16 protein-coding genes are annotated in these 26,260 nt (G+C 49.4%); 6 read left to right on the top strand and 10 right to left on the bottom strand.

The window, feature by feature from the left end:
- Positions 1 to 95: 95 nt before the first annotated feature.
- From Enr17x_RS10380 to Enr17x_RS10410, 7 genes are all read right to left on the bottom strand, one after another.
- Positions 96 to 1,394, bottom strand: coding sequence for a PepSY domain-containing protein (locus Enr17x_RS10380; RefSeq protein ID WP_145308423.1), 1,299 nt, complete (start codon positions 1,392 to 1,394; stop codon positions 96 to 98).
- 68 nt (positions 1,395 to 1,462) lie between these two features.
- A complete protein-coding gene (locus Enr17x_RS10385; RefSeq protein WP_145308425.1) occupies positions 1,463 to 2,500 on the bottom strand; it encodes a DUF1559 domain-containing protein in 1,038 nt (345 codons plus the stop codon).
- Positions 2,501 to 2,961: 461 nt separating this feature from the next.
- Positions 2,962 to 3,312, bottom strand: a complete 351-nt coding sequence (locus Enr17x_RS10390; RefSeq protein WP_145308427.1) for a DUF2149 domain-containing protein — start codon at positions 3,310 to 3,312, stop codon at positions 2,962 to 2,964.
- Positions 3,293 to 3,973: a MotA/TolQ/ExbB proton channel family protein gene (locus tag Enr17x_RS10395; RefSeq protein ID WP_145308429.1), complete on the bottom strand. Its 681-nt coding sequence runs from the start codon at positions 3,971 to 3,973 to the stop codon at positions 3,293 to 3,295. The genes Enr17x_RS10390 and Enr17x_RS10395 overlap by 20 nt, the downstream gene beginning before the upstream one ends.
- Positions 3,974 to 3,997: 24 nt before the next feature.
- Positions 3,998 to 8,098: a cobaltochelatase subunit CobN gene (locus Enr17x_RS10400; protein ID WP_198001085.1), complete on the bottom strand. Its 4,101-nt coding sequence runs from the start codon at positions 8,096 to 8,098 to the stop codon at positions 3,998 to 4,000.
- A gap of 64 nt (positions 8,099 to 8,162) precedes the next feature.
- On the bottom strand, positions 8,163 to 9,116 hold the full coding sequence (locus tag Enr17x_RS10405) for a DUF1559 domain-containing protein (RefSeq protein ID WP_145308430.1): 954 nt from the start codon (positions 9,114 to 9,116) through the stop codon (positions 8,163 to 8,165).
- Positions 9,117 to 9,181: 65 nt separating this feature from the next.
- A complete protein-coding gene (locus Enr17x_RS10410; RefSeq protein WP_145308432.1) occupies positions 9,182 to 9,454 on the bottom strand; it encodes a hypothetical protein in 273 nt (90 codons plus the stop codon).
- An 809-nt stretch (positions 9,455 to 10,263) separates the two neighbouring features.
- Here Enr17x_RS10410 and Enr17x_RS10415 point away from each other — a divergent pair.
- Positions 10,264 to 10,782 (top strand): hypothetical protein, encoded by a 519-nt coding sequence (locus Enr17x_RS10415; protein WP_145308433.1) that lies wholly within the window; start codon positions 10,264 to 10,266, stop codon positions 10,780 to 10,782.
- 472 nt (positions 10,783 to 11,254) lie between these two features.
- On the opposite strand, the gene Enr17x_RS10420 is transcribed toward Enr17x_RS10415, so the two are convergent.
- Positions 11,255 to 11,965, bottom strand: coding sequence for a molybdopterin-dependent oxidoreductase (locus tag Enr17x_RS10420; protein WP_145308435.1), 711 nt, complete (start codon positions 11,963 to 11,965; stop codon positions 11,255 to 11,257).
- A gap of 396 nt (positions 11,966 to 12,361) precedes the next feature.
- Between Enr17x_RS10420 and secA the strand changes: the two genes are divergently transcribed.
- From secA to Enr17x_RS10445, 5 genes are all read left to right on the top strand, one after another.
- Positions 12,362 to 15,910, top strand: a complete 3,549-nt coding sequence (secA, locus tag Enr17x_RS10425) for a preprotein translocase subunit SecA (RefSeq protein WP_145308437.1) — start codon at positions 12,362 to 12,364, stop codon at positions 15,908 to 15,910.
- Positions 15,911 to 15,957: 47 nt separating this feature from the next.
- Positions 15,958 to 17,301: a 3-deoxy-D-manno-octulosonic acid transferase gene (locus Enr17x_RS10430; RefSeq protein WP_145308439.1), complete on the top strand. Its 1,344-nt coding sequence runs from the start codon at positions 15,958 to 15,960 to the stop codon at positions 17,299 to 17,301.
- A gap of 370 nt (positions 17,302 to 17,671) precedes the next feature.
- The gene (gene metK, locus Enr17x_RS10435; protein WP_145308441.1) at positions 17,672 to 18,850 is read left to right on the top strand and encodes a methionine adenosyltransferase; all 1,179 of its coding nucleotides are present in this window, start codon (positions 17,672 to 17,674) and stop codon (positions 18,848 to 18,850) included.
- A gap of 60 nt (positions 18,851 to 18,910) precedes the next feature.
- Positions 18,911 to 19,867, top strand: coding sequence for a hypothetical protein (locus tag Enr17x_RS10440; protein ID WP_145308443.1), 957 nt, complete (start codon positions 18,911 to 18,913; stop codon positions 19,865 to 19,867).
- A 485-nt stretch (positions 19,868 to 20,352) separates the two neighbouring features.
- Complete coding sequence (locus tag Enr17x_RS10445; protein ID WP_198001183.1) at positions 20,353 to 21,492, top strand: 3-oxoacyl-ACP synthase III family protein; 1,140 nt, start codon at positions 20,353 to 20,355, stop codon at positions 21,490 to 21,492.
- A 111-nt stretch (positions 21,493 to 21,603) separates the two neighbouring features.
- Here Enr17x_RS10445 and Enr17x_RS10450 read toward each other — a convergent pair whose 3' ends face one another.
- A complete protein-coding gene (locus Enr17x_RS10450) occupies positions 21,604 to 22,893 on the bottom strand; it encodes a hypothetical protein (protein WP_145308445.1) in 1,290 nt (429 codons plus the stop codon).
- A 162-nt stretch (positions 22,894 to 23,055) separates the two neighbouring features.
- A complete protein-coding gene (locus tag Enr17x_RS10455; protein ID WP_145308447.1) occupies positions 23,056 to 26,220 on the bottom strand; it encodes an efflux RND transporter permease subunit in 3,165 nt (1,054 codons plus the stop codon).
- Between the last annotated feature and the right edge of the window lie 40 nt (positions 26,221 to 26,260).

Consider the following 26,260-nt stretch of genomic DNA (forward strand, 5'->3'; position numbering starts at 1 on the left):
TCAGATGAATCCAGCTAATGGTATTGATTGTCGTCTGTTCAAGAGGTTTCATCGAGCGTTGTTTATGCTGTGTTCATCTCTGGTGGTATTTGGACTTACTCGGCTTTAGACCGTTCGGCAGATCCGCTTTGTGTTTTTTCAACACGTTCTTGTTCCAGCAACATCTGTTCTAATTCCTCGAACAAAACGTCATCTTCGTTACGTTCCTGTCCACTGGCTGCGTTAGTGCCGTGTTGGTGGCCACCACGATTTCCTCCAGCGCCGCCTCGACCTCGGTTTCCACCTCTGCCTGGATTCTGTGTAGAGGCTTGTTGTCCATTTCTCCCCCCGGCGGCAGCTGCTCCCGGTCCTCGATTTCCGCCGCCCCGGCGGTTTCCAGCAACGGTTAAACTATCGTGCATGCCGATGATAAAAAAGGCGGTAATAGCAAGGCTGGCGATGATAAACCCACCGCCCAGTAATCGAGTCCGTTTGATCTGCCACCACATAAACAGGCCTGATATTCCCCAAAAGACCATTGAGAGAAACATCATGTCGACCATTAATCCCCAGAGCGTTTTGAAATTCCAGTGCGGAGAGAATCCACGGCTTAAGTGGAGTCGCTGAAGGAATGACTTGCTGTTCATGGGGAGTTCCGCATCTTCATGCGTGGTTGCGATAAACCCATTTCCCAGGTTATATACGATGGCAACTGGTTCCCCATCGACTTCTGCTGAGAACGTTAGACTGGCGGCGCGACGCCCGGTATTGGCTTCGCCCGAAGGAAGGTCTAAATTTTCCAGGACAGCGGGGACCGCGTTTTTTGCTACCAGCAACGGGTTGCTCTCGATCTCGACGCGGCGAATTCCCTGGAGCGGGTTTGGTGTTTCTACCGGTTGGTCTGCTTCGGGAACTGCTTTAGTCGTTCGAATCTCACCATCACCGGTCACTGGATTAATAGACACGGTATGCGAAACCTCTTCTGCGTTGACAGTGTAAGTCAAGTCGCCGCTATAGTGCGGAGTGCGGAGGTCAGTGAGAACAACTTCAGGATCTTGCGTTTCTTTGAGCTGCTCATTTAATGAAGCAACAATTTTTTCTGCCAGACTGTCGGAGGCTGGTAGTTGTGCCAGTTCATTTTTACTGACTTCAGCGGCTACGAAAGACTGGACGTTGTCTCCAGTAAACCAACGCGGATGATTAAAGAACATTCCCGTCACACCGTAGAGCAACACCCAGGGAAACATGAACAGACCGGAATAGAGATGGACTCTCCGGACCAGTTTCATGGTCGTATTCCAACTTTTTGACGCATTGCTTTTGCGTTTCACCGTTGGCTTAGGAGCATCCATGTTTTCTGTCGTTACAGATTGTGAATCGCTGATCGCGGGATGTTGATTTGTGGTTGTAGACATTTTGATTGCCTTCGTGAATCGCCTGAGTCAAAAATCAAGGAGAAACGTATGTGAAGAAAAGTAGCGCTTTAGAATTCGCCTAATACATTACCGTCATTTCGTGAGAACAGATCATGCATAATTTCGACGTTGATATTCTCGCTGATACCTCGGACACTCCCATCGCAGAGAGCGACATTTGCAATGCCGGTGTGATTGCTGCGTGGTCCTGAAATCAGATAGGCTCGAATTGATAAATCGGGATAGGGACTGTTAGGCACATACCAGCCATTGATCGCACCGCCACCACTTCCAAAGCCGGAGATCCAGAGACTGCCGCGAGTTCCTTTCCAGTCGCTTACGGAAGCAATAAAGGCGTCAGGGTTTTCTGTCAGAGTTCGATCACGAAATGCCTGCATATCTGAGAGATTTCGGCCGGAACCTTGTGCCATGAGTTTTTGAACCTGATTTCGATCTGTGACTGAGCCGCTGAAATCCTGTCCCGGTCCCATCAGGGTTTCCGCGAAAGCAACGGTATTTGATGTGCCATCCGTGATATCTCGAAATTTGACTTTCGATCCTGACCAGGCGATTCCATCAGTCGGATCACCATAGCTGGCGTTGTTACCGGTTCCACTACCGACGTTGATGGCGTAGTTGAGTCCGGCGCGAGTGAAAGTTCCACTGCTGCTGCCTCGGCTGAATGTGACCGGTTTGACCGGCGACACTGTATCACTTGGGCAGGTGAAGAAGGGGATGGGAATTTCCGCGGTGGTATCGTGGGGCGGATTAAATCCACTATCGGGCCGACCAAGGGGAATGTCAAAGTCGATCAGTCCGTGCAGGTTGGCCTGGTCACAATAGGGGAGAAGCTGAGCCTGGGCTGAGAAGCCATAACTGATGGAGGCGCCAATGGGAGGAAACGTCGTATGTGTGCTCTCATAGTTGTGCATCGCCAAGGCAATTTGCTTGAGGTTGTTTTTGCATTGGGCACGTCGGGCTGCTTCACGAGCCTGTTGAACGGCAGGGAGCAGGAGTGCAATCAGAATTGCAATAATGGCGATGACGACAAGTAGTTCAATCAGCGTAAAGCCGCGCTGATACCGGCGTGACGCGATGGAGCACATGGCAATTCTTTTCGATAAACAGAACAAAACGAAATTTTATCACCCGACACAGGTGAAAAATGTCCGAGCTTGGCTGGCTACCTGTAAAAAGAATTGCTGGCTACCACAAATGGAGTTGATATTGAGACCCATTCTCAGTAATAGGTTCTTTTTGTCAAGTTATCCTGCGAAAAATCTATGGGCTTTCCTGTAGCTGATCTAGAAATTACCTTGAGGTGTTTATTGTAAGGTGTAGTTGTTTAATGGTTTATGTTGTATTTGTGTGTGGTTTTTATTTTTAAAATACCGTAGCTTATCATGTGAATGAGGGAGAAATGATTGAGAAAAATCGCAGGAAAGGGCGGAGATAGTTTCTTAAATCAAGTATTGCCAACCGGAAAGACTTTATCGTTTGTGCGAGTGAGCCGCTCTATTCCTGCGCGATTCGAATCGGTTTTGGGACTACTCTCCAGTGGTCTCGTTTATTCGGCTTCGGGCACATAAACAACCTGGCCGGTTTTGAGGCGGTAGGCGGTTCCCAGACGCTGGCCTTCTCCCTGAATTGAGTTCTGGCTGATGCGGGAGTGTTCGATGACTTTACCTTTACGGCGGATGACTTCCATCTTGGATGTACCCGGGTTTTTGAGGATGGTGACATCCTGAGTTTGTAGCAGGTCTTCCAGATGGAAATGCGAGACCATCGCCAGAAGTAACGCGACCGCAAAGACCATCGCTACGTCGAACAGATTTGCGACACTACTGAGGGGGTCGTCTTCCTGTTTTTCCAGCAGGCGGCGGTGGCCAGTCAATTTTCTAGGTTGCTTTAAGGGCATGCTGGCTGGTCCGTTTTAAAGAAGCTGGACTCGATTCAGTAGCGGATTCGGATGAAGGTTCCGCCTGAACCAGTTCGTAGAGATATTCGATTTCGTTTAAGTCACGGGCGTACCACTGGCGGCGAAACATCTGCATGGCGTAGCAGACGCCGCCTACAAAAAGGCCCAGCACAGTGGTGCTGAAGGCGACAACCAGATTCTGGGACAACGCTTCGATATTGCCGTCGGTGAGTCCTTTTAAAGCGGGGCCCATTGGAATGAGTGTGCCCATCAGCCCCAAAATGGGAGCCGCTCGCACGCCCAGATTGATACGGGCCAGGCGACCGGCGGCTTCGATTTCCAGTTCGGAAACCAGCTTGGCCAATTGCTTTGGAGAATTCAGAATTAAACGGGCACGGATTGTGAATATAGAAATCAATCCCGGGTAATTTGACTTGTGGAAGAAATCCGAATTGGAATGAGGGACTTGGGCTCTTTGTTGCCTTATGAATTCTGCCAACGCTGTATCATAAGCGGGTTTGCTGGAAGAACGATGCTGTGATTCGCGTAGAAATCCGCCGAGCTCCATCAGGGACCAGACCACAAAACCGAGCAGCAGTAGAATGACTGGAATTAACAGAGCTGTCGAAAGGGTATACAGGATTTCGATTAAGAAACTCATTCGTGTTTCATGTCCTTAGTGTGGTTATTTGGAGGGAATACCGCGGCCGGCCCAGAAGCCGACTACGACTAGAGTCCCACAGGCAAGAATTAACAGCAGTACCCAAGGTAGATATTGCTCGGGGGCTGCCTGTTCCGGTTTCTCTTCAGCCGGCATGAGTTCATTGCCTTCCACCTGTTCTGTCTGGGATATCTGTTGTTCGATGTTTTGATTTTCTTTTTGTGTTATTTGATTCGGCTTTGGTTCCTGAGTAGTGACGGACTCCCTTGATTTTTTCTGATAGGAGGCGAGCAGGGTGTCCAGTTCTTTGCTGCCTGGTGCGCTGAGGACTTTCTCGACAAAGGCTTCCAGTTTTTTATTACCGCCGCCACGCAGGCCTCCCCCTTCGCCGTGGCGGACGACTGATTTGGCGTATTCGATGGCGACTTCCTGCAAAGTCTCGGGACTCGGCTTCCAGTACTCTTTGCGGGCTGATTCCAGCAGGATTTCAGTGACTTCCTGATAAGCAAACGGGTTCTCTGATTCGAACCATTCTTTGATATTGAGATTGCGTTTGTCGCGGATATAGGTGTCAACGATTTCGTTCCAGGTCTCATCGGTGACACTGTTCTCACGCATGATTTTCCAGCCCATTGTATTCGAAACATGGACGGCGATCTGATCGGCTCCCGCGTAGCCTTCTTTCATCATGCCTTCGATCCATTTGCGGTTGAAGAGTCGGACACGATAGTCCTTGCGAAGTGCATCTTCGGCGTTGACCATGGATGCCTGATCGGGATCGCGGACATCCGAGAAAAACCACTCCGGTTCTTTGCCGGTCAAATGTTTGATGGCCAGCGAGAGGCTACCCCCTTTGTACCAGTCGTACTTGTTCGAGAGTGGGCTGCGGGTGCGGTCGGACCAGCTGCGGATTAAGACTTCAGTTCCCTGAATCTGTCTGTTGTAGGTTTCGGGCGCATCCTCGCCCCAGATGCCATCGGTGTAGACGTGACGGGAAAAACTGAGATAGGTATTCAATAACTCTTCGCGCGTGTCCCATTCCCCCGAACGTTCCACAAGATAATAGTAGCCGGCGGACCCGAATTGGCCGGGCGGGCTGCCGAAGATGCGGGCTCGTGAAAGACGTTCTGCTTTTTCGGGTTTGACTCCCTGTTGTTCGAGTTCTGCTTTGACCTGCTGGCTATTTTGGTAAATAATGTTATTGGGTTCGTTTTGGCTGGCGACGAGTCGGATGGCTTTGTCGATCAGTCGCATGCGAGTCGGAAGCATGTCGCGGTAATAGCCGAGCGCCGAGATAAAAACATCAACACGCGGACGGCCCAGTTCAGCGGCGGGAATCAGTTTGAGCTCAGCGACCAGATTGCGTTCGTCCCAGACGGGCTCAACCCCCATCAGATACAGAATCTGTGCTTCCATGACGCCATAATCCTGAAAGGTTGCGAAGGAATTTAGAGTGAAGGCAATTTTTTCCGGGTAGTGTCCTTTATCTTTCAGGTGTTGGGCCAAGAGCTGATCGACGAGTTGTTTGCCTATCTGCCAGGAAGGACGCGAAGGGACTTCTTCGGGATTGACCAGATACATATTGCGGCCTGTCGGAACAACGGCAGGGTTGCGGTCAGGGCTGTTGCCGGGCCCGGGGGAGATGTACTTTCCGTTCAAAGCGGCGAGCAGGTTATCGACTTCGTTGTGCGTGTGGGTGAAAGCTTCGTCCAGGGTTTGCGTAAGCGCGAGACCTTTGGTGACTTTTTCAGGGAGTATGTCGGTGAGTGGCTTTTCCACGACCGATTGTACGGCTTCATGGGGTGAGAATCCCTGATCTAAAAGCAGAGTGACGATCTCCTCAGATTTTTTACGCAGGTATTTTTGTTTATCGCCCGGATTCAAGGCTTCCTCAGGAGGGACAGTGACGACTTCATTTAAAGCGTCTCGGAATCGCTTACCGAGGCAGGTCACAATCCAGGGCAACATTAGATTTCGGGGCGGCGCTTCTCCCAGAACATGCAGGCTGACGGGAGTGGTTTCGTTATGAATATCGTGCATATATTCCAGTACTTGTTCGATTTGTTTCGGCGTTAATAACTGGTTTTCTTCGAGAGGCAGGCGGAGATCCTGGTGCAGATTTGCTTTGAGGAACTGGTCGGTGATGGAAGTACGGAATTTTTCTTTCAGTGCACCCTCTTCCAGAATGACCCACTTATCAATGTCGTTGTGCAGGTTGAGCAGTTCATCCGAGAGTTCTGCGTTTACAGACGGGGGAACCAGGTGATTGATCAGCGTGGCATAAGCACGGCGGCGGACGGGAGAGGATTCGCCGAGGTTGTTGATGATCCAGGGATTGATGTTTGGGATAGCACCCATGATCATATCGGACCAGTCAGATGAGGACAGTCCCACCGGTTTACCGGGCAGGAGAAATTCAGTGCCATGAGTGCCGAAGTGAATCATGGCGTCGGCGGTGAAACCTTCCTGCAACCAGAAGTAAGTTGCCAGATAATTATGGGGCGGCGGTACGAGCTTGTTGTGTACGAGTGAGGTGTCGTGGGCCTCTCCGCGTAAGGGTTGAGGTAATAAGATGACGTTACCCAGATCAATGCGGGGGACAACGATGAATTTTTCTCCCACATCTTCCCAGACGAGAAACTTACCAGGTGGCGGTCCCCAATGTTTGATGATCGCTTCTCGCTGTTTGGGAGGGACTTTTTCTTCGAGCCATTTATTATAGGCGGCGACCGGGATTAATACGGCGTTGCCGCTACGCGCGAGACGATCGAGCACACCAGGAGCCCAGACGCCGATCTGACGCCCCTGTTTTTGCATTAATTCAATCAACTCATCTTCGTCCTGGGGGACTCGAGAAAGAGAATAACCGTCATTTTTCATGCGGTTCAAGACGTTGATCAGACTACGCGGGCCGTTCATGAACATGCCGGTGGCGCTGCCGCGCATCAACTCTGCTTTGCCCATTTCCCGGTCGTAGTACACGACGGCTATTTTCTTTTCTGCATTGGGTGTGCGGGCGAGTCTGGTCCAGTTGAGCGTGCGGTCTGCGAGATGATTGATACGTTCTTCGATGGGGGTGAAGGCTTCGGGGCTGCCGCCGCCATGCAGAGTGCCTGAACCAATCTGGGGTTCGATGGCGCCCAGGAGTTCCTGGCTGATGACGTGCAACGCCATTTCGTTAGCGGCGATGCCTTCGAGATTATTTTGCCATTCCTTGATGGATTGCTTGCGGAAAAAGATCGAGTGCAGGTGCGGGACGCCCAACTTTTCTCGAAATGTCGTGGATTCACGACTGTGGCAGGTATGAACAACCGCCTCGGGTTTGAACTGAAAAATGTTGGTTTCGAAATCAGGGCCACCATCAATCATAGCAACGGCAAGGATGCCTTTTTTCTCAAATTGTCGGATTAAGGCATCGACTACTTTAGGTTGTTGAAAGGCTAAGTGTGTGGAGTGGACTGCTATGACCACGCGGGGAGTATTATTAATTTCTTTACCCTGCTGCTTGCTCCACTTTAGAAATTCCTGAGTTTCTTTGAACATGCCTTCATGATCAGGATGATACAGGCCTGTTAATCGATCAACTGTTTCTGCGGGTAGAACCGTTCCTGACTGCTTGAGATACTTCACATTGACATACAGCAAGAATCGGCGGAGGTTTTCGGGTGAAGAGCCATAATAACTTTTCAGCTCTTCATCATGCTCGATGATTCCCTGTTGTGTCAGCAGGGGGAGATGTTTTTCGGCGAGACCAGAGATCGAGATGATCCGTAAGTTCGGATTTTGTTTTCGACCTGATGAGATTAACTTGCGGTAATGGTCACGGTCTTGACCGCGGACGTGTTGAAAAAAGACAATTTGATACGGGGTGAAGTCGACGGTACCACTCGTTAATTGTTCGTCCGTAAAGTAGTCGAGTTGCAATTGGTAGTCGTCTTCGTAACGTTTCAGGATATCGAAGATTCCTCCATGTAAGCCGATAAATGCGAGCCTTTGAACGGCGGTTTTGTCGGGTGATGTGGTTTGCGTTTTCTGAGGCGGTTTCAGCGCAGCAGGAGGTGGTTCTGCCTGCAGAGGTGCGGCAGCAAGAATCAGGCTGAGGTAAATCCAATGAATAAAACGCACGTAAAGTCCTTCAAGTATTTGAGGATCAGGCTGGTTGAAAAATTAGCGAAACTCTTCATTTAGCTTAGAATTCTCCGACAATTTCACCACCTTGCTTGGTACCCAACGCGTGGTAGACTTCGAGGCTGATATTTTCTGAGAGAAAATGGACCGAACCATCACACATCAAAAGGTGTGCGCCGCCGGTGTGTGTGCTCCGGGCAGCATAATTGGTGCAGCCATTATTAGGGGCACGGCAGTCCAGTCGGGGATCGTTGGGGACACGGTCTGTGCTAAACATGTTGTTCTGGGGATGTCCTCCAAGCCAGATATTTCCCATGTCAGACGCATTGGGTGGCGCGCTCTGGCAGGTATCGATATCGGATGCATCAGCGCCGCTGGTGGCAATGTAGTTATCGTTTAAGGTATTCACGTCGAAGTCGCCTTTGAGAATTTCTCCCACCGCGATCGTATTCGATGTGCCGTCTGTGATGTCTCTAATTTTTAGATAAGTATTGTGACCGAATACACCAGTACAATCTGCGCTACGACAGGCACATTCGATGCCTTGGTTGGCGAGGTAGTTTGTGGGAGCCCAGTCGGGATTGACTCGGCCGACCGGATCACTGGGGCAGAGGAAGACAACGATATCGGTACTACCTGCCGGCTGAAAGGCGGGGTTCTGGCTGGCGGAGAGTGAAAGGTCAATCAAATTGAAGTCGATTAAATTGTAGACGTTGGTCTGATCAATGTAGGGTAGAATATACGTCATCCAGCTGAATTGATGACGATAGGAGGGGCCGTCGTTTCCGGATTCCATGTGTCCAGGTGGAAACAGTCGATGCGATGCCTCGTAGTTATAGAGCGCAAGTCCCAACTGTTTGAGGTTGTTTTTGCACTGGGAACGCCGGGCTGCCTCGCGGGCCTGTTGGACGGCGGGAAGCAAGAGTGCAATCAGAATTGCGATAATGGCGATGACAACCAGGAGTTCAATGAGTGTGAAACCATGCTTTTGTTGAGTTGGGTTGACGTGTTTCATCTGTAAATTTTTCTTTTGAGTTCGGGTTTTATCGGAGTCAACAGGAGGCAGGTTTTGCGGCGGCGTTACTGACTGGCCAGTTTCTGTTTAAGTTCGTTGGCGCATTTTTTGTTGCAGACGACGTGTTGGATCGCGTTATAGGTCATCAGGTTTTCAGCAGTCACATCGTCAATTTTCTGTTTACAGTTATCACAAACGCCCGGTTTGCCGATGGGCGTTTCGACACGAATCTCTTTTTGAGGAGGGGCCTGTCCACAGCCGGTGATGAAGCAACAGCAAGACAGGAGCAGGAAGCCCAGAGAGAAGTACCACTTTTTGTCTAACAGACGCACTTTCATTTCTTCAATTCTTTTACAATGGTTTTTAGATGCTAAGCCGAGTAGGGATGCCGTCAGGTGAGTTTTTGATGACACGTGCAACTGATGTCGCATTTCACATGCCATTTTTTAAGGTGAGGACAAAATAGATGAGTTAGAATTGCGACGGAAACGAAATTTGACGGTTGAGTCTCTGTTTTCATTGCAGAACAGGTAAGTGAGACACCGTTTACGACTAGAGAAAAACGTTTCTTACGAAGGGACCGTTGTGTTCTCTTTTGTAAATAGCGATTGCGACGTGTTGCGCGAACTGACGGGGGAGTCGGGAAATTCGACAGAGTGAGGTCAATCGTGAGAACGATTTCAGTCAACTGGATGAGTGGTTTGTGTGTCTCAAAGGGGCCGCTTTAAAACTTAAGAAAGCGAGCAAAAAACAGGATGCGCGCCGCGAATGACTCGATCAGTTTCGGGAAAGCGCTTTAGAACCAGTTCAATATCATGTATTTCATGATTGTGGAGTACATCAGATTCTCTTTCCCTGGGGAACGGGAATCGACTCGCGCGGCTTTTATGCATTTCATGATAAGACGTTCGTTGAGTGTGAAGACTGGTATTGTTGTTCCCTGTGTGATGGAGAACGAAGGCCTGATTCCATCGAGTATGAAATTCCCGGTTACTATATTGGCTGGAGAATCTTCCGGTACTTTAGCGCCTTGGGAGTTTTAATGTCTGTGATTGAATGGAATCCGATTTGGTTGATCTCACGAAACATTACTTATAGCATGAGGAGTGTTCTGTTCAAATGAATACATTTTTGGGGCGAGAAGATTATGAGCTTTGATATTTTTTTTCAAACCTCTCACCTGAGTGATCAGACTGAGGAAGCTGTGAATCCATTCACAGGGGAAGTGGTTCAAAAGCCGGTTGGAGAAACGGTGACCAGTTCGGAGCGAGAGGCGCTGCAGAAACTGATTGCCTCAGCAGGGGCAGACACTCCAGATGATTTCGGGAGTTACGTGATCGATTTTGAGGATGGCCCTGGTTTGGAACTTTTCTTTGATGGACTGGAGGGAAGTGATGAGTTCAGTGGTGGAATGGCGGCCCTCAGATCTTTGACGCCGGAATTGACGCAGTTTCTGTTCTCAGTAGCGGATAAAGGAAATCTGATTATGCTGGCTGCTATGGAAGAGAGCAGGCCGATCGCGACTTCAGCCGAGACAGCGGAACGTGTTGTTTCTCGCTGGTCTGATGTGGTCGTAGTTTCTTCTGCAGAAGACCTCCGCGCCCTTCTGGCTACAGGCTTTGACGGCTGGAAGTCATACCGGGATCGTGTAGTTGATGATTCATGAAAGTGTGTCCGATTTTCATCTGCACTGAAAGATCGCGATCTGATACAATATGACTTGTTGCAATAAGTTTGTTTTTGAAAAGATCATCATGGGAAATGGCATACCGGCGTCAAGCAGAGAATCATTTTTCGAACGAAATTCAACGCATTCGATCTTCCATGATCATCCTCTACATTCCATTGATGTTCCCACGAAGTCAAACGAAAGTGGAATGATGCGAGGGGGTTGTTTGAGTACCAGTTCCTGATGTTCCTGTTGTGATTTGCTGAAACAAGGGGCTTTTGTCGTGTTGGAGTCAGCAGGACTTCGGAACATTCAGTGTTTTAGAGCTTTGTCTCGTGCGCGCGACGCTTAGCCCGCAAGTATCTGGAGTGGCGGGATGATGTCAAGTAGAGAAGTATACCCGTTTTCGGTGGAATTTCACTGGCAGTGATTCGTGTTATTCCCCCCATTTTGTTAACTGGAATTGGACTCAGTCAAAAAAGCCGGGGGGAATGTTGTCTTTGGATTGGAATCGCTCACCGTCGGGGTTGTTTTCGTCGACGACCCAGGGATCGCCGTGATTGTGATAGCCACAACGTTCCCAGTAGCCGGGGGTGTCTTCAGCTATGAAATCGATTCGCCTGATCCATTTGGCGCTTTTCCAGGCATAGAGCAGGGGGACAATCAAGCGGAGGGGGCCGCCGTGGTCAGAGTTGAGCGAATCGCCATCATGCTTGTCGCAAAGTAGAACGTCTTCTGCTTCGAAGTCTTTGAGGGGGAGATTGGTGGTCCAGCCGCCATCGTAACCGGTGGCGATGACGTAATGGGCTTCAGATTGAACGCCGGCTCGTTTCATGATTTCTTGGCCGGAGACGCCTTCCCAGAGATTTCCAAGTCGCGACCAGCGGGTGACGCAGTGAAAGTCGGCGAAGACTTGCGTGCGGGGGAGTTGCTGGAATTCGTCCCAGGAGAACGAGAGCGGATGTTCGACGAGGCCACCAATTTCCAGTTTCCAGGTGTCGAAATCGATTTTGGGGACCGTAGTGGCATGTAGCACGGGCCATTTGCGAGTGCGGGACTGGCCCGCGGGAATACGGTTTTGGCGGAAGGTATCAGAGCTGATAATGATTTTGGAATCCTGGACAGGAGGAGATGGAGGATCGCCATCCTGGTATTTGTCTGATTCAGGACCGTTATACATCTGTAAGCTCCATAGGGGGTTAAGTCATGTGGCATCAGCCCGATTCTGACCTGAAATATAAGAATTTCTGCTAAATTATCCAGAGGAAGATATTACAAATCCCCCAGACTTGGCACATTGGTTGCATTTCAGTATGAGTGAGCCTTATCAAATGTCCGAAGCGATGGTTACTTGCGAGCGAAATACCGCCATTGACCATATTTTTCAAAATAAATAAACTTCGGAAAGAGAAGAACTTACAGAAATTAAATGTATTCCGGACAGGAAGGGTGCGTTGTTGTTACGCACTTTGCTTATTCCGGAGCGGAACATGCTTACTGCCAGTATGACAGTCGGGCTCTGATCCGCCTGATCTATATAAAGACTATTTTCGAGAATTCGAGTTCAGGTTAAAAAATGGAATTCCTTGACAAACTGGGTGAATGGTTAACGACAGTCACGACATGGCTGGAGCGATTTTTGACGGGCCTGTTTGGTTCTTCGAATGAACGTCAAATTCGCAAGCTGGGCTTTGTCCGAGATAAAGAGGGCAAAGACGAAATCGTGCCTGGTTCGATGCTGGCGGAGATCGACAGTTTCGAACCGGAGTTGATGAAGCTCTCCGATGAAGAATTGCGACAGACGACAGCCAAGCTGCGCGCACGCCTGGCGGCTGGGGAAACGCTGGATGATCTTCTCACTTATGCCTTTGCTGCGGTGCGCGAGTCTGCGCGGCGTAATTTGAATATGCGACATTATCCGGTACAGATGATCGGGGGATACTTTCTGCACAAAGGTATGATTGCCGAAATGGTAACTGGGGAAGGGAAAACTCTGGTTTCTTCATTGCCTGCGTATCTGAATGCGTTGGCAGGGAAGGTCCATATTGTGACAGTCAACGACTACCTTGCACTGCGCGATATGGAGTGGATGGGACCAATTCATATCGCATTGGGGCTGACTGTTGGGGCGATTCAATCCCGTATGGGACCCGAAGAACGTCAGAAGCACTATGCCTGCGATATCACGTACGGAACGAATAACGAATTCGGTTTTGATTATCTGCGGGATAATATGAAGCCTGTGAAAGAGCTACAGGTACAAGGGCCTCTGAATTATGCGGTGGTGGACGAAATCGATAATATTCTCATCGACGAAGCACGAACGCCACTGATCATTTCCGGACCTGCCCAGGATGATCTGACGAAATATTCCAAGGCCAATGCCGTCGCACTCAAACTGACTCCCAACGTGGACTTTGAGGTCAAAGAAAAAGAACATACCTGTCACATGACAGATGCAGGCGTCAAGCATGCCGAAGAGCTGGCGGGCGTTGAGAGCTTTTATACTGCGGGAAATATGGAGTGGCCGCATTTGATTGATAATTCGCTCAAAGCCCATCATCTGTATAAACGTGATGTGAATTACGTGGTGCAGCAGGGCGAAGTGATTATCGTAGATGATCATACCGGCCGATTGATGCCGGGACGTCAGTGGGGCGATGGTCTGCATCAGGCTGTGGAAGCCAAAGAAGGTGTGAAGATCAAGGAAGAGTCTCAGACTCTCGCGACAATTACCCTGCAGAACTTCTTTAAGCTGTACGACAAGTTGGCCGGGATGACCGGTACCGCGATGACGGAAGCGGAAGAATTCTGGAAGATCTATCAGTTGGATGTCGTCAATATTCCAACGAACCGACCGATGCAGCGAATTAATTTTCCCGATGTGATTTATCAGACCGAGAAAGAAAAGTGGACCGCCATCGCCGACGAAGTGCGTGAAGTTCACAAAGAGGGGCGTCCAATTCTGGTCGGTACGGTCTCGATTGAACAATCAGAAATCGTCAGCCATCGTCTGAGCAAATATGGAATTCCCCATAATGTCCTCAACGCTAAGAATCATGAGCGCGAAGCAGAAATCATTGCGCAGGCAGGGCGAAAAGGGGCTGTGACAATCGCCACGAATATGGCTGGTCGTGGTACCGATATTATTCTGGGGGGAAGTGCCGAGCATATCGCCTGGGATGAACTGAGTCAGAAATATGAATCCCGTTTAGACGTTCCCAAAGCGGAATGGGACCAGTTGGTCAAAGACATTGAAAAACGGGAAGGCATGGATGTGGAAGCCGCGGAAGTGATGCAGCTGGGGGGCCTGCATGTGATTGGCTCCGAGCGTCATGATTCTCGCCGAATTGACTTGCAGTTACGTGGTCGGTCTGGACGTCAGGGGGACCCCGGTTCCAGCCGTTTTTTCCTGTCGCTGGAAGACAAGCTGATGCGAGTGTTTGCTGGCGAGTGGGTGAAAAATATCCTCGCACGCCTGGGCATGGAAGAGGGGGAAGCCATTGAAAGTGGCATGGTTTCCAAGCGAATTGAAGGCGCCCAGAAGAAAGTTGAAGAACGTCACTTTGAACAGCGAAAGCATCTGCTGGAATACGATGAAGTGATGGACGAACAGCGTAAGACCGTTTATGGTTACCGTCAGCAGATTCTGGATGGTTGCAATTGTCGCGACCTGATTCTGGAGATGATCCAACGTCAGGTGGATGAAGAAACCGAGCGTTTGCTCGATAAGAATTATCGTTGGGACACAATCGCTGCCTGGTGTAGCCAGGAAGCGCATATAGACGTTGATGCCTCGAATATTCGTGACATGACCTACGATCAACTGGTCAGCTATCTGAAAGATGAAGCGACACTACAGGCCGACGATTTGATTGCCGAACAGATCAGTGAAAATCTTCCGGAAGAATATGAAGATGACTGGAACTGGCAGGCCCTTTCCAAATGGACGAATGCGCATTTTAATCTGAATCTGAATGATCGCGAGCTGAAGAAAATTGGCCGCGATGGTTTGCATCAGACACTGTTCGATCATGCTCAGAAAGCAATTGGACGCATTGATTTCACACCACTGCAGGCATTTCTGGATGAGGACTGGGGCACCCGTTCTCTGGCAGGATATCTGGATTATCAGTTCGGGATTGAAGCCGATCCGAACGACTTCAAAGACCTGAGTGTGTCTGAAGCCAAAGAAAAGATTTTGGAGATCGTGAAAGAGCTCTACCGGGAAAAAGAAGTCTCATTTCCGGTGACCGTCGGGATGTATAACTTCCTGGGGAATCAGCAGTCTGGCAATGAAGCAAACAGTCGTGTTGGTCTGGTGAAGTGGGCTAATTCACGATTCCATTCCAATCTGGATCAGGAAGCGTTAAAAGGGAAGCAACTCAGTGAAATTCAAAACATCCTTTCTGCGGAAAGCGAAAAGGTGTTCGTGAATGGGGAAGCTTCAGCACAAATCGAACAGCTTCTCTCAAAGGCTTATGCGGGTGAGAGCTCAACCGTTTCAGGCAATGGCGTCCATTCCGGTGAGCATAAGGCGGCTTTGGATGAAATTGCCAATTGGGCCAACGAAGAGTTGGAACTGAATGTCACGACTGAAGAGCTGGAGCCATTAACCGATGATGAAGTTCGAGGCCGATTGTATCAGGCTTATAATAAGCGGTATCGTCCGGAACTCAGTCAGGCGGAACGCTCGCTGATCCTGGAAGTGCTGGATACTTCCTGGAAAGACCATCTGTATTATATGGATCATCTGCGGTCCGGCATTGGTCTGGTAGGATATGCCCAAAAAGATCCCAAAGTAGAATACCGTCGTGAAGGTATGAAAGCCTTTGATTCGATGTGGGGGCGAATCGGTCAGCAGGTGACCTCGGCAATCTTCCGACTGGAAAAACAGAGTCCTGATTTTGTCGGCTCTTTATGGCAGGTGACTTCAACAGTCCATGAAGAAGTTACAGATGATTACAACTACGATGAGCCTGTTGGTGATGAGCAGAGTGCTCCTGAGCCAGCAGAGCAATCTGTCGAGCCAATTGTGAATCAACAACCAAAGGTCGGCAGGAATGACCCCTGTCCCTGTGGAAGTGGTAAGAAGTTTAAGAAGTGTTGTGGAAAGAACCTGTGATTTTCAGAGAATAACGTCGTTCATCTCTACCAGGGGAATGGAATCCCGTGCGTTTAATTTCATGTATATTGAATCTGGGGTACTGTCTGTTTCTGGCAGTGGTTTCTCCTGTGATTATCTACAGAGTTCTGGTTCTCAAGAAATATCGATCCGGCTGGGATCAAAAGTTTCTGGGAAGTCTGCCTGTACGTGATAGCCCCAAGCCTTGCTTCTGGTTTCATGCCGTAAGTGTGGGAGAGGTTTTGCAGTTACCGCCCCTGTTGGAAGAACTGGAATCGCAGAATCCCGGTGTCGAATTTGTCATTTCGACGACGACGCATACCGGATATTCAGTTGCGAGTGAGAAATTTCCCCAGCATACAATCTGTTACTATCCTTTAGATTTTTCCTGGGCAGTGACGCGTGCATTGCAGCGTGTTCGACCGACGGCCGTATTTCTGGTCGAAATGGAGTTCTGGCCAAATTTTGTCTTGGCTGCGGACCGATTGAAAGTCCCCATTTCAATCATCAACGGCCGCTTGAGTGAAAATAGTTTTCGTGGCTATCAGAAGATTCGTCCTTTGATCAGGCCTTTGATCAGCCGACTGCATCTGATCGCCGTCCAGACAAAGACTTATGCCGACCGGTTTGCTGACCTGAGAGGGAATTCCCAGGGAATTCATGTGACGGGGTCGATTAAGTTTGATGGGATTCAGATTGAACGGAATCATCCCCTTACCGATGAATTGCGAAATACGTTTCAGTTGAAATCGTCGGAGTCGGTTCTGGTAGTGGGGAGTACTCAGTCACCCGAGGAACGGATCGCGCTGGATGTGTATCTGGAAGCCCGAAAGCGGTATCCCCAGTTGCGGCTGATTCTTGTTCCCCGACATCAGGAACGTTTTGAAGAAGTCGCCGGTATCGTGAAACGATACGGATTGCCTTTGATTCGTCGCAGTCATCGGAGCCGGGACGATTTGGGCTCTGTTTTACCCTTTTCTACCAGTGATAAGCCGGCGATTTGCCTGTTGGATACATTGGGAGAGTTGAAAGCCTGCTGGGGTTTGGCTGAATTCGCATTTGTCGGGGGGAGTCTGACCAAGCGAGGCGGGCAGAATATGATCGAGCCGGCCGGTTTCGGTGCAGCGGTGATGTTCGGGCCGAATACGTGGAATTTTAAAGATGTGGTCGATGCCTTAATTCAGCATCGGGCAGCAACGGTCGTGCAGGACCAGGAAGAATTGCTTGACACTTTAACAGGCTGGCTGGAAGACCCCGAATCTGCCAGAAATCAAGGCAAGCGAGCACAGGAATTTGTATTAAATCAGCGGGGAGCGACAACTCGAACCGTTGAATTGATAGTCCCTTTAGCTGTATCGAGTAAAGACTCGTCTTGTGATCGGGCTGCCTGAGGCATTCCGTGATTTAACGTTCTGGTTCAATTCAGGGCTCAATTTTGAGAAACCTTGTCCAAAAGGGCAAGCAGGGGTAGAGGAACTCTTGTTGAGTTGATTCCGTAGCTCTACAATTATTTTGAAATAGTTCTTGCTGGATCGCATTCCCAAAGGTGATGCGGTCTCTCATGTTAAGTATCATAGGTTGAAGTGGCTCTCGGGGCATTCGCTTGGAACCAGGTTTTTGGGATTCTCTCCAAAGGCTTTGGGACCATAATGACAGCACGGACAACGCTATCATTCAGCAGATACATACTCAAGAGTCGGTCCGGATCGGGCTACACATTTCATGATCACGTAATTAAATGCAAAAAGGGTGGAGTGACGCATGGCTAATTTTTCGTTCACAAGTGAATCTGTCAGTATGGGACATCCTGACAAAGTATCTGATCAGGTTTCGGATGGTATTCTGGATGCATTACTTGCTGGCGATCCTAATTCACGCGTCGCTTGTGAAACTCTGTGTACGACGGACTTTGTAGTTCTGGCGGGTGAGATCAGAAGTGATGCACAAGTCGATTACGAACAAATTGCCCGTGATGTGATCCGTGATATTGGTTACACCAGCAATGATATCGGCTTTAATGCAGATACCTGTGAGGTTTTGGTAAAACTGCATCAACAGAGTGCAGACATTGCCCAGGGGGTCGATGCAGAAGGGGCTGGCGACCAGGGGCTGATGTTTGGTTATGCCTGCAATCAGACCGAAGAGTATATGCCAGTACCGATTGCACTCTCGCATCGCATTTTAAACAAATTGACGGAAATTCGTCAGAATGGTGAAGTGAACTGGTTATTACCAGACAGCAAAAGCCAGGTGACGGTGGATTATGAAGACGGAAAGCCGGTTGGTGTTTCCGCAGTGGTGGTTTCGACTCAACATACGGATGATGTGACTCAGGAAGAAATTCACAAGTTCATCATTGAAAACGTTGTCAAAGAAGTGATTCCAGCTAACTTCCTGAGTGATGCGACCAAATATCATATCAATCCAACCGGTCGATTCGTGATTGGTGGTCCACACGGCGATACTGGTCTGACAGGCCGCAAAATCATTGTGGATACCTATGGAGGCTGGGGGCGTCATGGTGGCGGTGCTTTCAGCGGTAAGGATGCGACCAAGGTCGACCGCTCCGCTGCATATATGGCACGATATATCGCGAAAAACATCGTCGCCTCCGGATTGGCGACTGAATGTGAAGTTCAGCTTTCTTATGCCATTGGTGTGGTTGAACCAACCAGTATCTATGTTGATACCAAGGGGACGTCGGTCATTCCTGAAGAGACGATTTCGGAACTGGTTCGAGATCTTTTCCCATTGAGTCCACAGGGAATTATCAATCATTTACAGTTGCGACGTCCCATTTTCAGAAAAACGACCTGGGGTGGTCATTTTGGCCGCAATGATTCTGATTTTACCTGGGAAGCAACAGACAAAGCTGCAGAGTTGAGAGATGCTGCCGGTTTGGGAGCAGAAGTTCCTGAACCTCAATTTGCCATCTCCTGATTTCAGGGGATGTGTGAGTCTTGAAGTCACTCTCGCCGGGCAGAATGGAGGATGCTCGTCATGAAAACATCAAATCATCGTCAAAATCAGTCCACAGATCGACCAGTTCAGGGAAAGCCGCCTCGGCTGAGGTGGCTCTTCCCTTTTTTTTTAATTGGCGGCAATCTTGTGTTTGCCAGTCTGCTTTTGCTGATGCGGGGGACAGGGCTATTTCAAATACAGCAGAGTTTTTTACCTCTGTTGACGATTGGCGGCCTGCTTTCCTGTGTTTCAACGGGGACACTGTTGTTGATCCGCTTGTTACGGTTAATGAATCTTTCCAGCCGGCAAAAGCATGGTTTAACATTAGCGCTAGTTTTACCGGTCCTGGCTGGAATGCTTTCGGTTATGCCGCAGGATGGACTGAACCTGACGGGAATTCTCTTCTTCAGTCTGGCCTATTTTCTGGCTTTCGCCGGCGTATTGGAAGTGCTTGATCGTGAAGGGACAAGCGAGTCGGAATCGGAATTTCTAGCATTCAGTAAGCCGAACGCCAGGAATCTTATTTCACAGACTCCTGATCTCGCTGATTCGGTTCCCATTCAACCTGAGTCTGAGTTCGAGCAGCCTACGAGCAGTGAAGAGAGCAACGAAGCCTTGTTTGAGGCATTGCTAGGACAGAGTGATGCTGTTCAGGAAATGACTGAGGCTGATGAACGCAGAGAAAAGCGTTCACAGTGGATGAATCGGTCCAAAGATCCGGATGGCTGTGAGGTGATTGAAGGCGGGACTCTCGTTCAGTTTGCGAAGAACCAGAAAGCCAGCGTTGTGCATATCGGACTTTTCCCTCCTGTTGAAGGGACATTGCAGGTTGTCTGTGCCTTTGAATTCGGGATGGCGGTTCGGGCGCGAGTGCTGGAAACACGCGGGTATGGCATCAGTGTCGAAGTCAAACGGACTTATGACCTGGCGCACGCGTTCGAGACCGAAATGAATTATCGGATTACGAATCAGGCTTTGAACGAAGATGTTGCCTGAAATCGAGGCTTTTTCTGGTCGACCAGCAGTAGCGCCGCTGTGAGAATAGATAAAATGACCATGATATTTGATGTGGAATATGGAAAAATAGGTGTTTATGTTTGTTTGCAGGACTGTTAATTTTACCTATATTATACGATAGCTGGAATTTTCTATATTTCGCTAGTTTCCAATTTTATGAATCGCTATACTTTGCGGTCATTGTCAGTCACTTAGGAAGTCGTCCTAACTGATCATGACGAGTGGGATTCGAGCATTTCCTTTCTCACAACCAATCTTTATAGCTTATTGATTATTAATGCGGGAACGTTTTGGTAATCACTTAGTGCATCTGCATTTATCACAGGCTCTTTAATATGTTAAGATCCTGTCTTGTGTGGAATTGTGCTGCATCACGATGGGATTCGTGTTGAATGGAGGTTGGACTCTGAACCAAGTTTAGAGTTTGACAAATGCTGAATAAGGATGTCAGGAACATGCACAAGATTTCTTTAAAGTATCAATCAAAAAATCAGGTAAAGTCGACTGACCTTGAGTCAGTTCTGGATGCGTCCGGTTTGCTGAATCAGCAGATCAAAGTATCACCTGAGAATAAAAAAATAGAGAGCAAGCGTGGTCGCCAGGTGATTAGTCAACGAACTAATTCATTGTTGGGAGTACAAATTGTTTCGAGTGGATCTTACGTACCAGACAATGTTGTTACGAATCAGGATCTTCAGGAGCGTTTTGGTTTTGACCCGGAATGGATTGAACAACGAACTGGTATCTTGGAACGTCGGCATGCTCCAGCAGAGATGGCGACAAGTGACTTGTGTTATGAAGCAGCGCAGAAGGCAATTCGCGCTGCCCGCGTGAATCCAGAAGATATTGATTTGCTGATTGTCGGCACATTTACTCCCGATTTCCAATGTCCCTCGGTCGCATGTCTGGTGCAGGATCGATTAGGGCTGGATGCTCCCGCGATTGATTTACAGGCTGCTTGTGCCGGGTTCATGTATGCATTAGTGACGGCAGCCCAATATGTAGCGACAGGGAATAGTAAACTCGCGCTGGTAATTGGTGGGGACTGCAACAGTCGTATCGTCAATCCGGAAGACCGACGCGTCGCACCTTTATTTGGAGACGGCGCTGGCGCCGTGCTGCTTTCTAAGGGAGACCCTCATCAGGGGCTGGCCTGCTATCAGACCGGTTCTGATGGAAGTGGTTGTTCTTTGCTGGATCGCCCTGCAGGTGGAACTCGGAATCCTGCGACCGCAGAAGACATCAAACAAGGACGTCACTTTTTAAATATGGATGGTCGCAGCGTTTTCAAATGGGCTGTCCGAACTGTTGCCGATTCAATTGATCTGATGCTGACTAAAACCGGCATGAGCGTACACGACGTGGATCTGTTCCTGATGCATCAGGCAAATATCCGGATCATTGACTCCGCTTGTGAGCAACTGGGGATTCCCAAGGACAAAGTATTCAACAACCTGGATCGCTATGGGAATACTTCAGGGGGATCGATTCCGATTGTGCTTGATGAAGCATTTAACGCGGGACTGATCAACCGCGGCGATACCATTCTCCTGAGCGGTTTCGGAGCCGGGTTAGCCTGGGGGACCGGGCTCTTCCGCTGGTAAGTTACCAGACGCGACGTTTTTCCGCTCCCGTTTCTTATGCGAAGCTCTCCTTGTTCAGCGGCGTATTTGCGTCTCCTCACGAATGAGTGGCTCTATAGCAGCAGCTTCATTTCAGGATGTTTCTTCTGATTCCTGGTTCAATTGATTTTCCGGCTCGGCGGCTTCTTTCGGTGTGACAGGTCGTTCGATGACAGGCTCTCCTGCTTTCGCAACCCCTGCCAGTGGCAATTCGTCCGTCGGTTCCTGATCCTCGTCGGCATTGTAGACATGATCGAGGGGGGTGCCATCATCACATTTCCGCAGCAGAAAATAGATGACCGTATTAGCTGACCAGAAAAAACTGATCACGAATCCGGTAAATAGAATATTGAGGATCGATCCCCAGCCCATGGAAATGGTCGTGGCGAGTGTATTTTGATTCTGGTGGAATAATTCACTTGCCTGTTTACTGCCCATTCCCCAACTCACTCCCCAGAAGGAGAGGTGTGAGACCAGCTGGATCAGTAGTTCTACAAAGAACAGACAGATTGAGGCATAGCAGAGTGTGACGATTACGAGCCAGAGAAAATACCAGATGCGTCCAAACACATAACTGAAGATGCGGCTCAAACCGTCAAATCCATCGCTGTCTTCCACGCTGATCGTCGTCATCATCAAAGGCCAGCCTGCGAGTGTGACCAGCAGAATCAGGCTCATCACAAACGCAAACAGGAACGCCAGACCCCAGAGTATGCTGACGATGATTCCGCCTGCATCAGGGATATTACCGAACAGACCGATCAACAGGCATAAGATCCAGAAAAATCCCAACCCCGCAAAAGGGAGCAGGGGGGCGCTGACCAGAGAAAGAATGCGTTTCAGGGAGAACCGCAGTGCAGCCCGGGTTCCGATGTGATCGTCCTGTGCAAACTGAATGGCGGCGATTCTGGTGATGGCACCACCCAAAACCGCCCAGACGATAACGGCCCATAAAAGTTGTGTCGTCGCAAAAGCCAGAGAACTCCAGCTGGCATCGATTCGAAAGAGCGCTGTAACAGGTTCTGTAAAAAAGGACATCGGCTCGAGCAGTGACGTACCATCACTGAAGAGGCCGAACGCGGAGAAGCTGTTTTCTCTGAGCAAACTGCTGCCAGAAAGCGGTTGTAGCATCTGCTGGGGAGATTGCGGTGGGAACAGGATATTTGGTTGAACCTGCTGTATGTTTCCCGGCTGTTGCGGCGGTGCGAAAGGTAGTTTGTTAAACAGATGATTTCCCAGAAGCAATAGCAGCAGTCCTGCCGAGGCCAGCAAAATTTTCTGAAAATCGACAGCCAGTCGAAAGATGCGAAAGAGATGCAGCCAGGGAAAAAGAGTTTTATACGGTATTGGTTCAGATATGAGAGAAGGTTTTTGATTCATCATAATCAGAATGATTATCCAGAGGCCCACAGATGAGATAGATGCTGATCAGATTGCAGTGTGCAATTTAAGAACCGAAGACGAACTGTCTGGCAATTCTATTGACGCGTATTATAGACACTCTAGTTGATTTGATGCTATCGTAGACCGTGTTTACCAGCAATTTCAGGTAGATTTTACCTGTTGCGCGAGGAGACCCTCTCCGCCAGTGGTTGACTGAGGTTCCTGCGTTTCTATTTTTACCGTTGATGTACAGGATTGATAGATTAACGGGATCGCGAGGAGCGTGATGATGGTCCCCGCCAGCAGACCACCCACTACAACACGGGCCATGGGGGCCTGTAATTCGCCTCCTTCGCCCCAGCCCAGGGCAATCGGGATCATTGCCAGAACTGTGGTGAGGGTGGTCATCAGAATTGGACGAAATCGTCGAGTGGATGCCTGGAGAATCAGGTCGGTGATCGGCTTTTCTGGAAATCGTCTGCGTAATTGATTGATATAATCAACGAGCACAATGGCGTTGTTTACGACAATTCCCGAGAGGACTACGATACCAATGAAAGACTGCACATTCAAAGTCGTGTCAGTGAATACAAAAACCCAGATGACACCAATCATGCCCAGCGGTACGGAAAACAGGATGTAAAACGGGTCTCGCAATGATTCATATTGGGATGCCATAACCATATACATCAGAATGATGGCGAGCACAAAACCCTGCTTTAGTGCATTAAAGCTTTTTTGCTGTTCTTCCCAGTCGCCGGCGACTCGGATGGAATACCCGGACGGAATCTGGATGGAGTTGAGGTGCTGTTCCAGCTCGGGAACGATGCTTCCCAGATCCCTGCCTTCGACATCGGCAAAAACGCGAAGCACTCGCTGCTGGTTCTGTCGTTCGATGACAACCGGTGCTTCATCGGCATCAAACTGCAGCAGGTTTTTGAGTGGAATCGTCCGGCCGGTGGCTGTAGTAACGCCGACCTGTTGTACATCTGAAAGATGGTCGCGGTCTTTTTCACGTAGGCGAACGATTACCGGATATTCATCGCCTTCCTCGCGATAGAGAGTGGCTTCGGTGCCCTGGATCGTGGTTTCGAGGGTTTGTGCGATATCCTGCACACTGATTTGGAGCAGCCCGGCTTTTTTCCGGTCGATCGAAGCAGTCAGCTCTGGGCGTTTATCTGAGATTTCTGCTTCGACGTTAATTAAGCCGGGAATCTGTTTCATGACTCCCACAACCTGGTCGACAATTTTTTGTGAAAGTTGCAGGTTGTGACCAGCGACCTGGACAACGAGATCTCCGCTGCCACCGCGGCTGATCATTCGCATCAGCATCATCTCAGTCTGTGCTTTGACTTGAACTTTCATGCCAGGTATCGGACCGATGGCGTCATCAAGGGACTTCCGAATTTCATCAATACCCCGTTCCCGTTCGCTGCGCGGCGAAAGCTTGATGCGTAACGTCGTGCGGTTCCAGCGGTCTGCGTCATCAGCACTATCCCCGATAAAGGAAGCGACTGTGACTGCTTCCGGAACGGAACTAATGGTTGCCTCTTCCAGAATCCGTGTCTGCTGATCGAGCTTTCTCAGTTGAATGCCAGCTGCCATCCGTGAAAACACATTGATGGCTCCTTCGTCTGTTTTGGGGAGAAATTCGGTTTTGATGCGCGGGGATAAGCCGAGTGTTGTTGTAAAACAGAGCAATAGCAGAAAACCGGTGATGGTCGCGTGCTTTAAGCTGAAACGTAGGATTCGTCCATAAAGTCGTTCGAGTAACAACAAAAACTTGTGGTTCATATTATGAAATGCATCAATGACCACAAACCAGGGCCTGAACCAGCGTGCGTGGACCACTTTGGATTCGTCTGGAATCCAATAAGCACTCATGACGGGGGTCAATGTCAGACTGGCAAACAGGGAGCAGATGAGAGAGAACGAAACCACCCATGCCAGCTGATGCAGCAGGATTCCGGTCGTCCCCTGAATAAAGACCAGAGGCAGAAAGATAATCAGCGTCGTCAGAGTACTGGCGATGATTGCCGCCGAGACTTCATCAGTACCTTCAATGGCAGCAGTGATGGGATCGAGCCCCTCTTCCCGCTTACGGAAGATACTTTCCAGAACCACGATAGAATTATCGACCAGCAGACCAACTCCCAATGCGAGTCCGCCGAATGAGATGATATTCAGCGTAAATCCCTGGAAGTAGATCAGGATAAAGGTTGCCAGCACGGACAGAGGCATACAAGTGCCGATGACGAACATGCTGCGGAAACTTCTCAGAAAGAGAATCAGTACCAGAATCGCCAGGCCCATGCCGTAGAGTGCCGCTTCCTGAATATTGGCAATCGACTGCCTGATAAACTCGGATTTATCAACACGGATACTCAATTTGACATCGGGAATGGATTTGTTAATTCGTTCCAACTGCTTTTGTACCCGGTCGCTGACACTGATCGTATTTGCTCCGGATTGTTTATAGACATACAGCAGAATACCCGGTTGTCCGTTCATGCGGGTCAGCTCGGTACGCTCTTGTTCTCCATCCACGACTTCGGCAATATCCCGGACATGAACAGTGGCGCCGGAAGCTTCCCGGACGACTGTGTCTTCAATTTGTTCGAGGCTGGTGAATTCTCCCTGACTACGGATATGCAGGTTGAGGTTGCCTTCCTCATAGTTTCCGGCAGGCTGGTTGATATTTTCTTTCTTTAACGCATTGATGACTTCATTCACACCCATATTCAGTGATTCGAGTTTGCTGCGATCCAGCTGAATTTGAATTTCACGGATAATGCCGCCCCGCATGCGTAAGCGAGCAACGCCTTCCAACTGCTCAAATTGGGGGATAATTTGATTTTCTGTCAGCCGCGTCAATGTGATCGGGTCGAGCTCGCTGTTCAGACCAAGATAGATAATCGGGCTGTCCGCCACATCGAAGTGTCGGATATAAGGATCTTCGGCTCCTTCGGGAAGACTGTTTCTTAGTTTGTTCAGCGCATCACGAACTTCATTAATCGCCAGCGTCAGGTCGGTGCCCCACTGAAACTGCAGTCGTACGGTGCTGCTGCCTTCCATGCTGCTGCTGAGGATATTTTCGACACCCGAGACAGAGCTGAGTGTCTGTTCGATAGGGCGGGTGATCAGCGTTTCTGCTTCGTTAGGGCCGGCGCCCTTGTAGATCGTAATCACACTGACACTGGGGTTCTGGACGTCCGGCATCAGATCCACTGCCAGTTGCGACAGGGAAACACAACCCAGCATGACCAGTACCAGAGAGGCCATGAGAGTTGTAATCGGGCGTTGGACTGCCAGTCGGGTCAGGGACATAAATGATTCTTCAATGATTTAACAGCGGTCATGCTGTTAT

The organism is Gimesia fumaroli (assembly GCF_007754425.1).
Classification (GTDB): domain Bacteria; phylum Planctomycetota; class Planctomycetia; order Planctomycetales; family Planctomycetaceae; genus Gimesia; species Gimesia fumaroli.

Excerpts from the sequence above, each read along its gene's own strand:
- Enr17x_RS10380 (WP_145308423.1), bottom strand. The coding sequence starts at position 1,394 with ATGTCTACAACCACAAATCAACATCCCGCGATCAGCGATTCACAATCT.
- Enr17x_RS10415 (WP_145308433.1), top strand. The coding sequence starts at position 10,264 with ATGAGCTTTGATATTTTTTTTCAAACCTCTCACCTGAGTGATCAGACT.
- Enr17x_RS10390 (WP_145308427.1), bottom strand. The coding sequence starts at position 3,312 with ATGCCCTTAAAGCAACCTAGAAAATTGACTGGCCACCGCCGCCTGCTG.
- Enr17x_RS10440 (WP_145308443.1), top strand. The coding sequence starts at position 18,911 with ATGAAAACATCAAATCATCGTCAAAATCAGTCCACAGATCGACCAGTT.
- Enr17x_RS10385 (WP_145308425.1), bottom strand. The coding sequence starts at position 2,500 with ATGTGCTCCATCGCGTCACGCCGGTATCAGCGCGGCTTTACGCTGATT.
- secA (WP_145308437.1), top strand. The coding sequence starts at position 12,362 with ATGGAATTCCTTGACAAACTGGGTGAATGGTTAACGACAGTCACGACA.
- Enr17x_RS10455 (WP_145308447.1), bottom strand. The coding sequence starts at position 26,220 with ATGTCCCTGACCCGACTGGCAGTCCAACGCCCGATTACAACTCTCATG.
- Enr17x_RS10450 (WP_145308445.1), bottom strand. The coding sequence starts at position 22,893 with ATGATGAATCAAAAACCTTCTCTCATATCTGAACCAATACCGTATAAA.
- Enr17x_RS10410 (WP_145308432.1), bottom strand. The coding sequence starts at position 9,454 with ATGAAAGTGCGTCTGTTAGACAAAAAGTGGTACTTCTCTCTGGGCTTC.
- metK (WP_145308441.1), top strand. The coding sequence starts at position 17,672 with ATGGCTAATTTTTCGTTCACAAGTGAATCTGTCAGTATGGGACATCCT.
- Enr17x_RS10395 (WP_145308429.1), bottom strand. The coding sequence starts at position 3,973 with ATGAGTTTCTTAATCGAAATCCTGTATACCCTTTCGACAGCTCTGTTA.
- Enr17x_RS10420 (WP_145308435.1), bottom strand. The coding sequence starts at position 11,965 with ATGTATAACGGTCCTGAATCAGACAAATACCAGGATGGCGATCCTCCA.
- Enr17x_RS10405 (WP_145308430.1), bottom strand. The coding sequence starts at position 9,116 with ATGAAACACGTCAACCCAACTCAACAAAAGCATGGTTTCACACTCATT.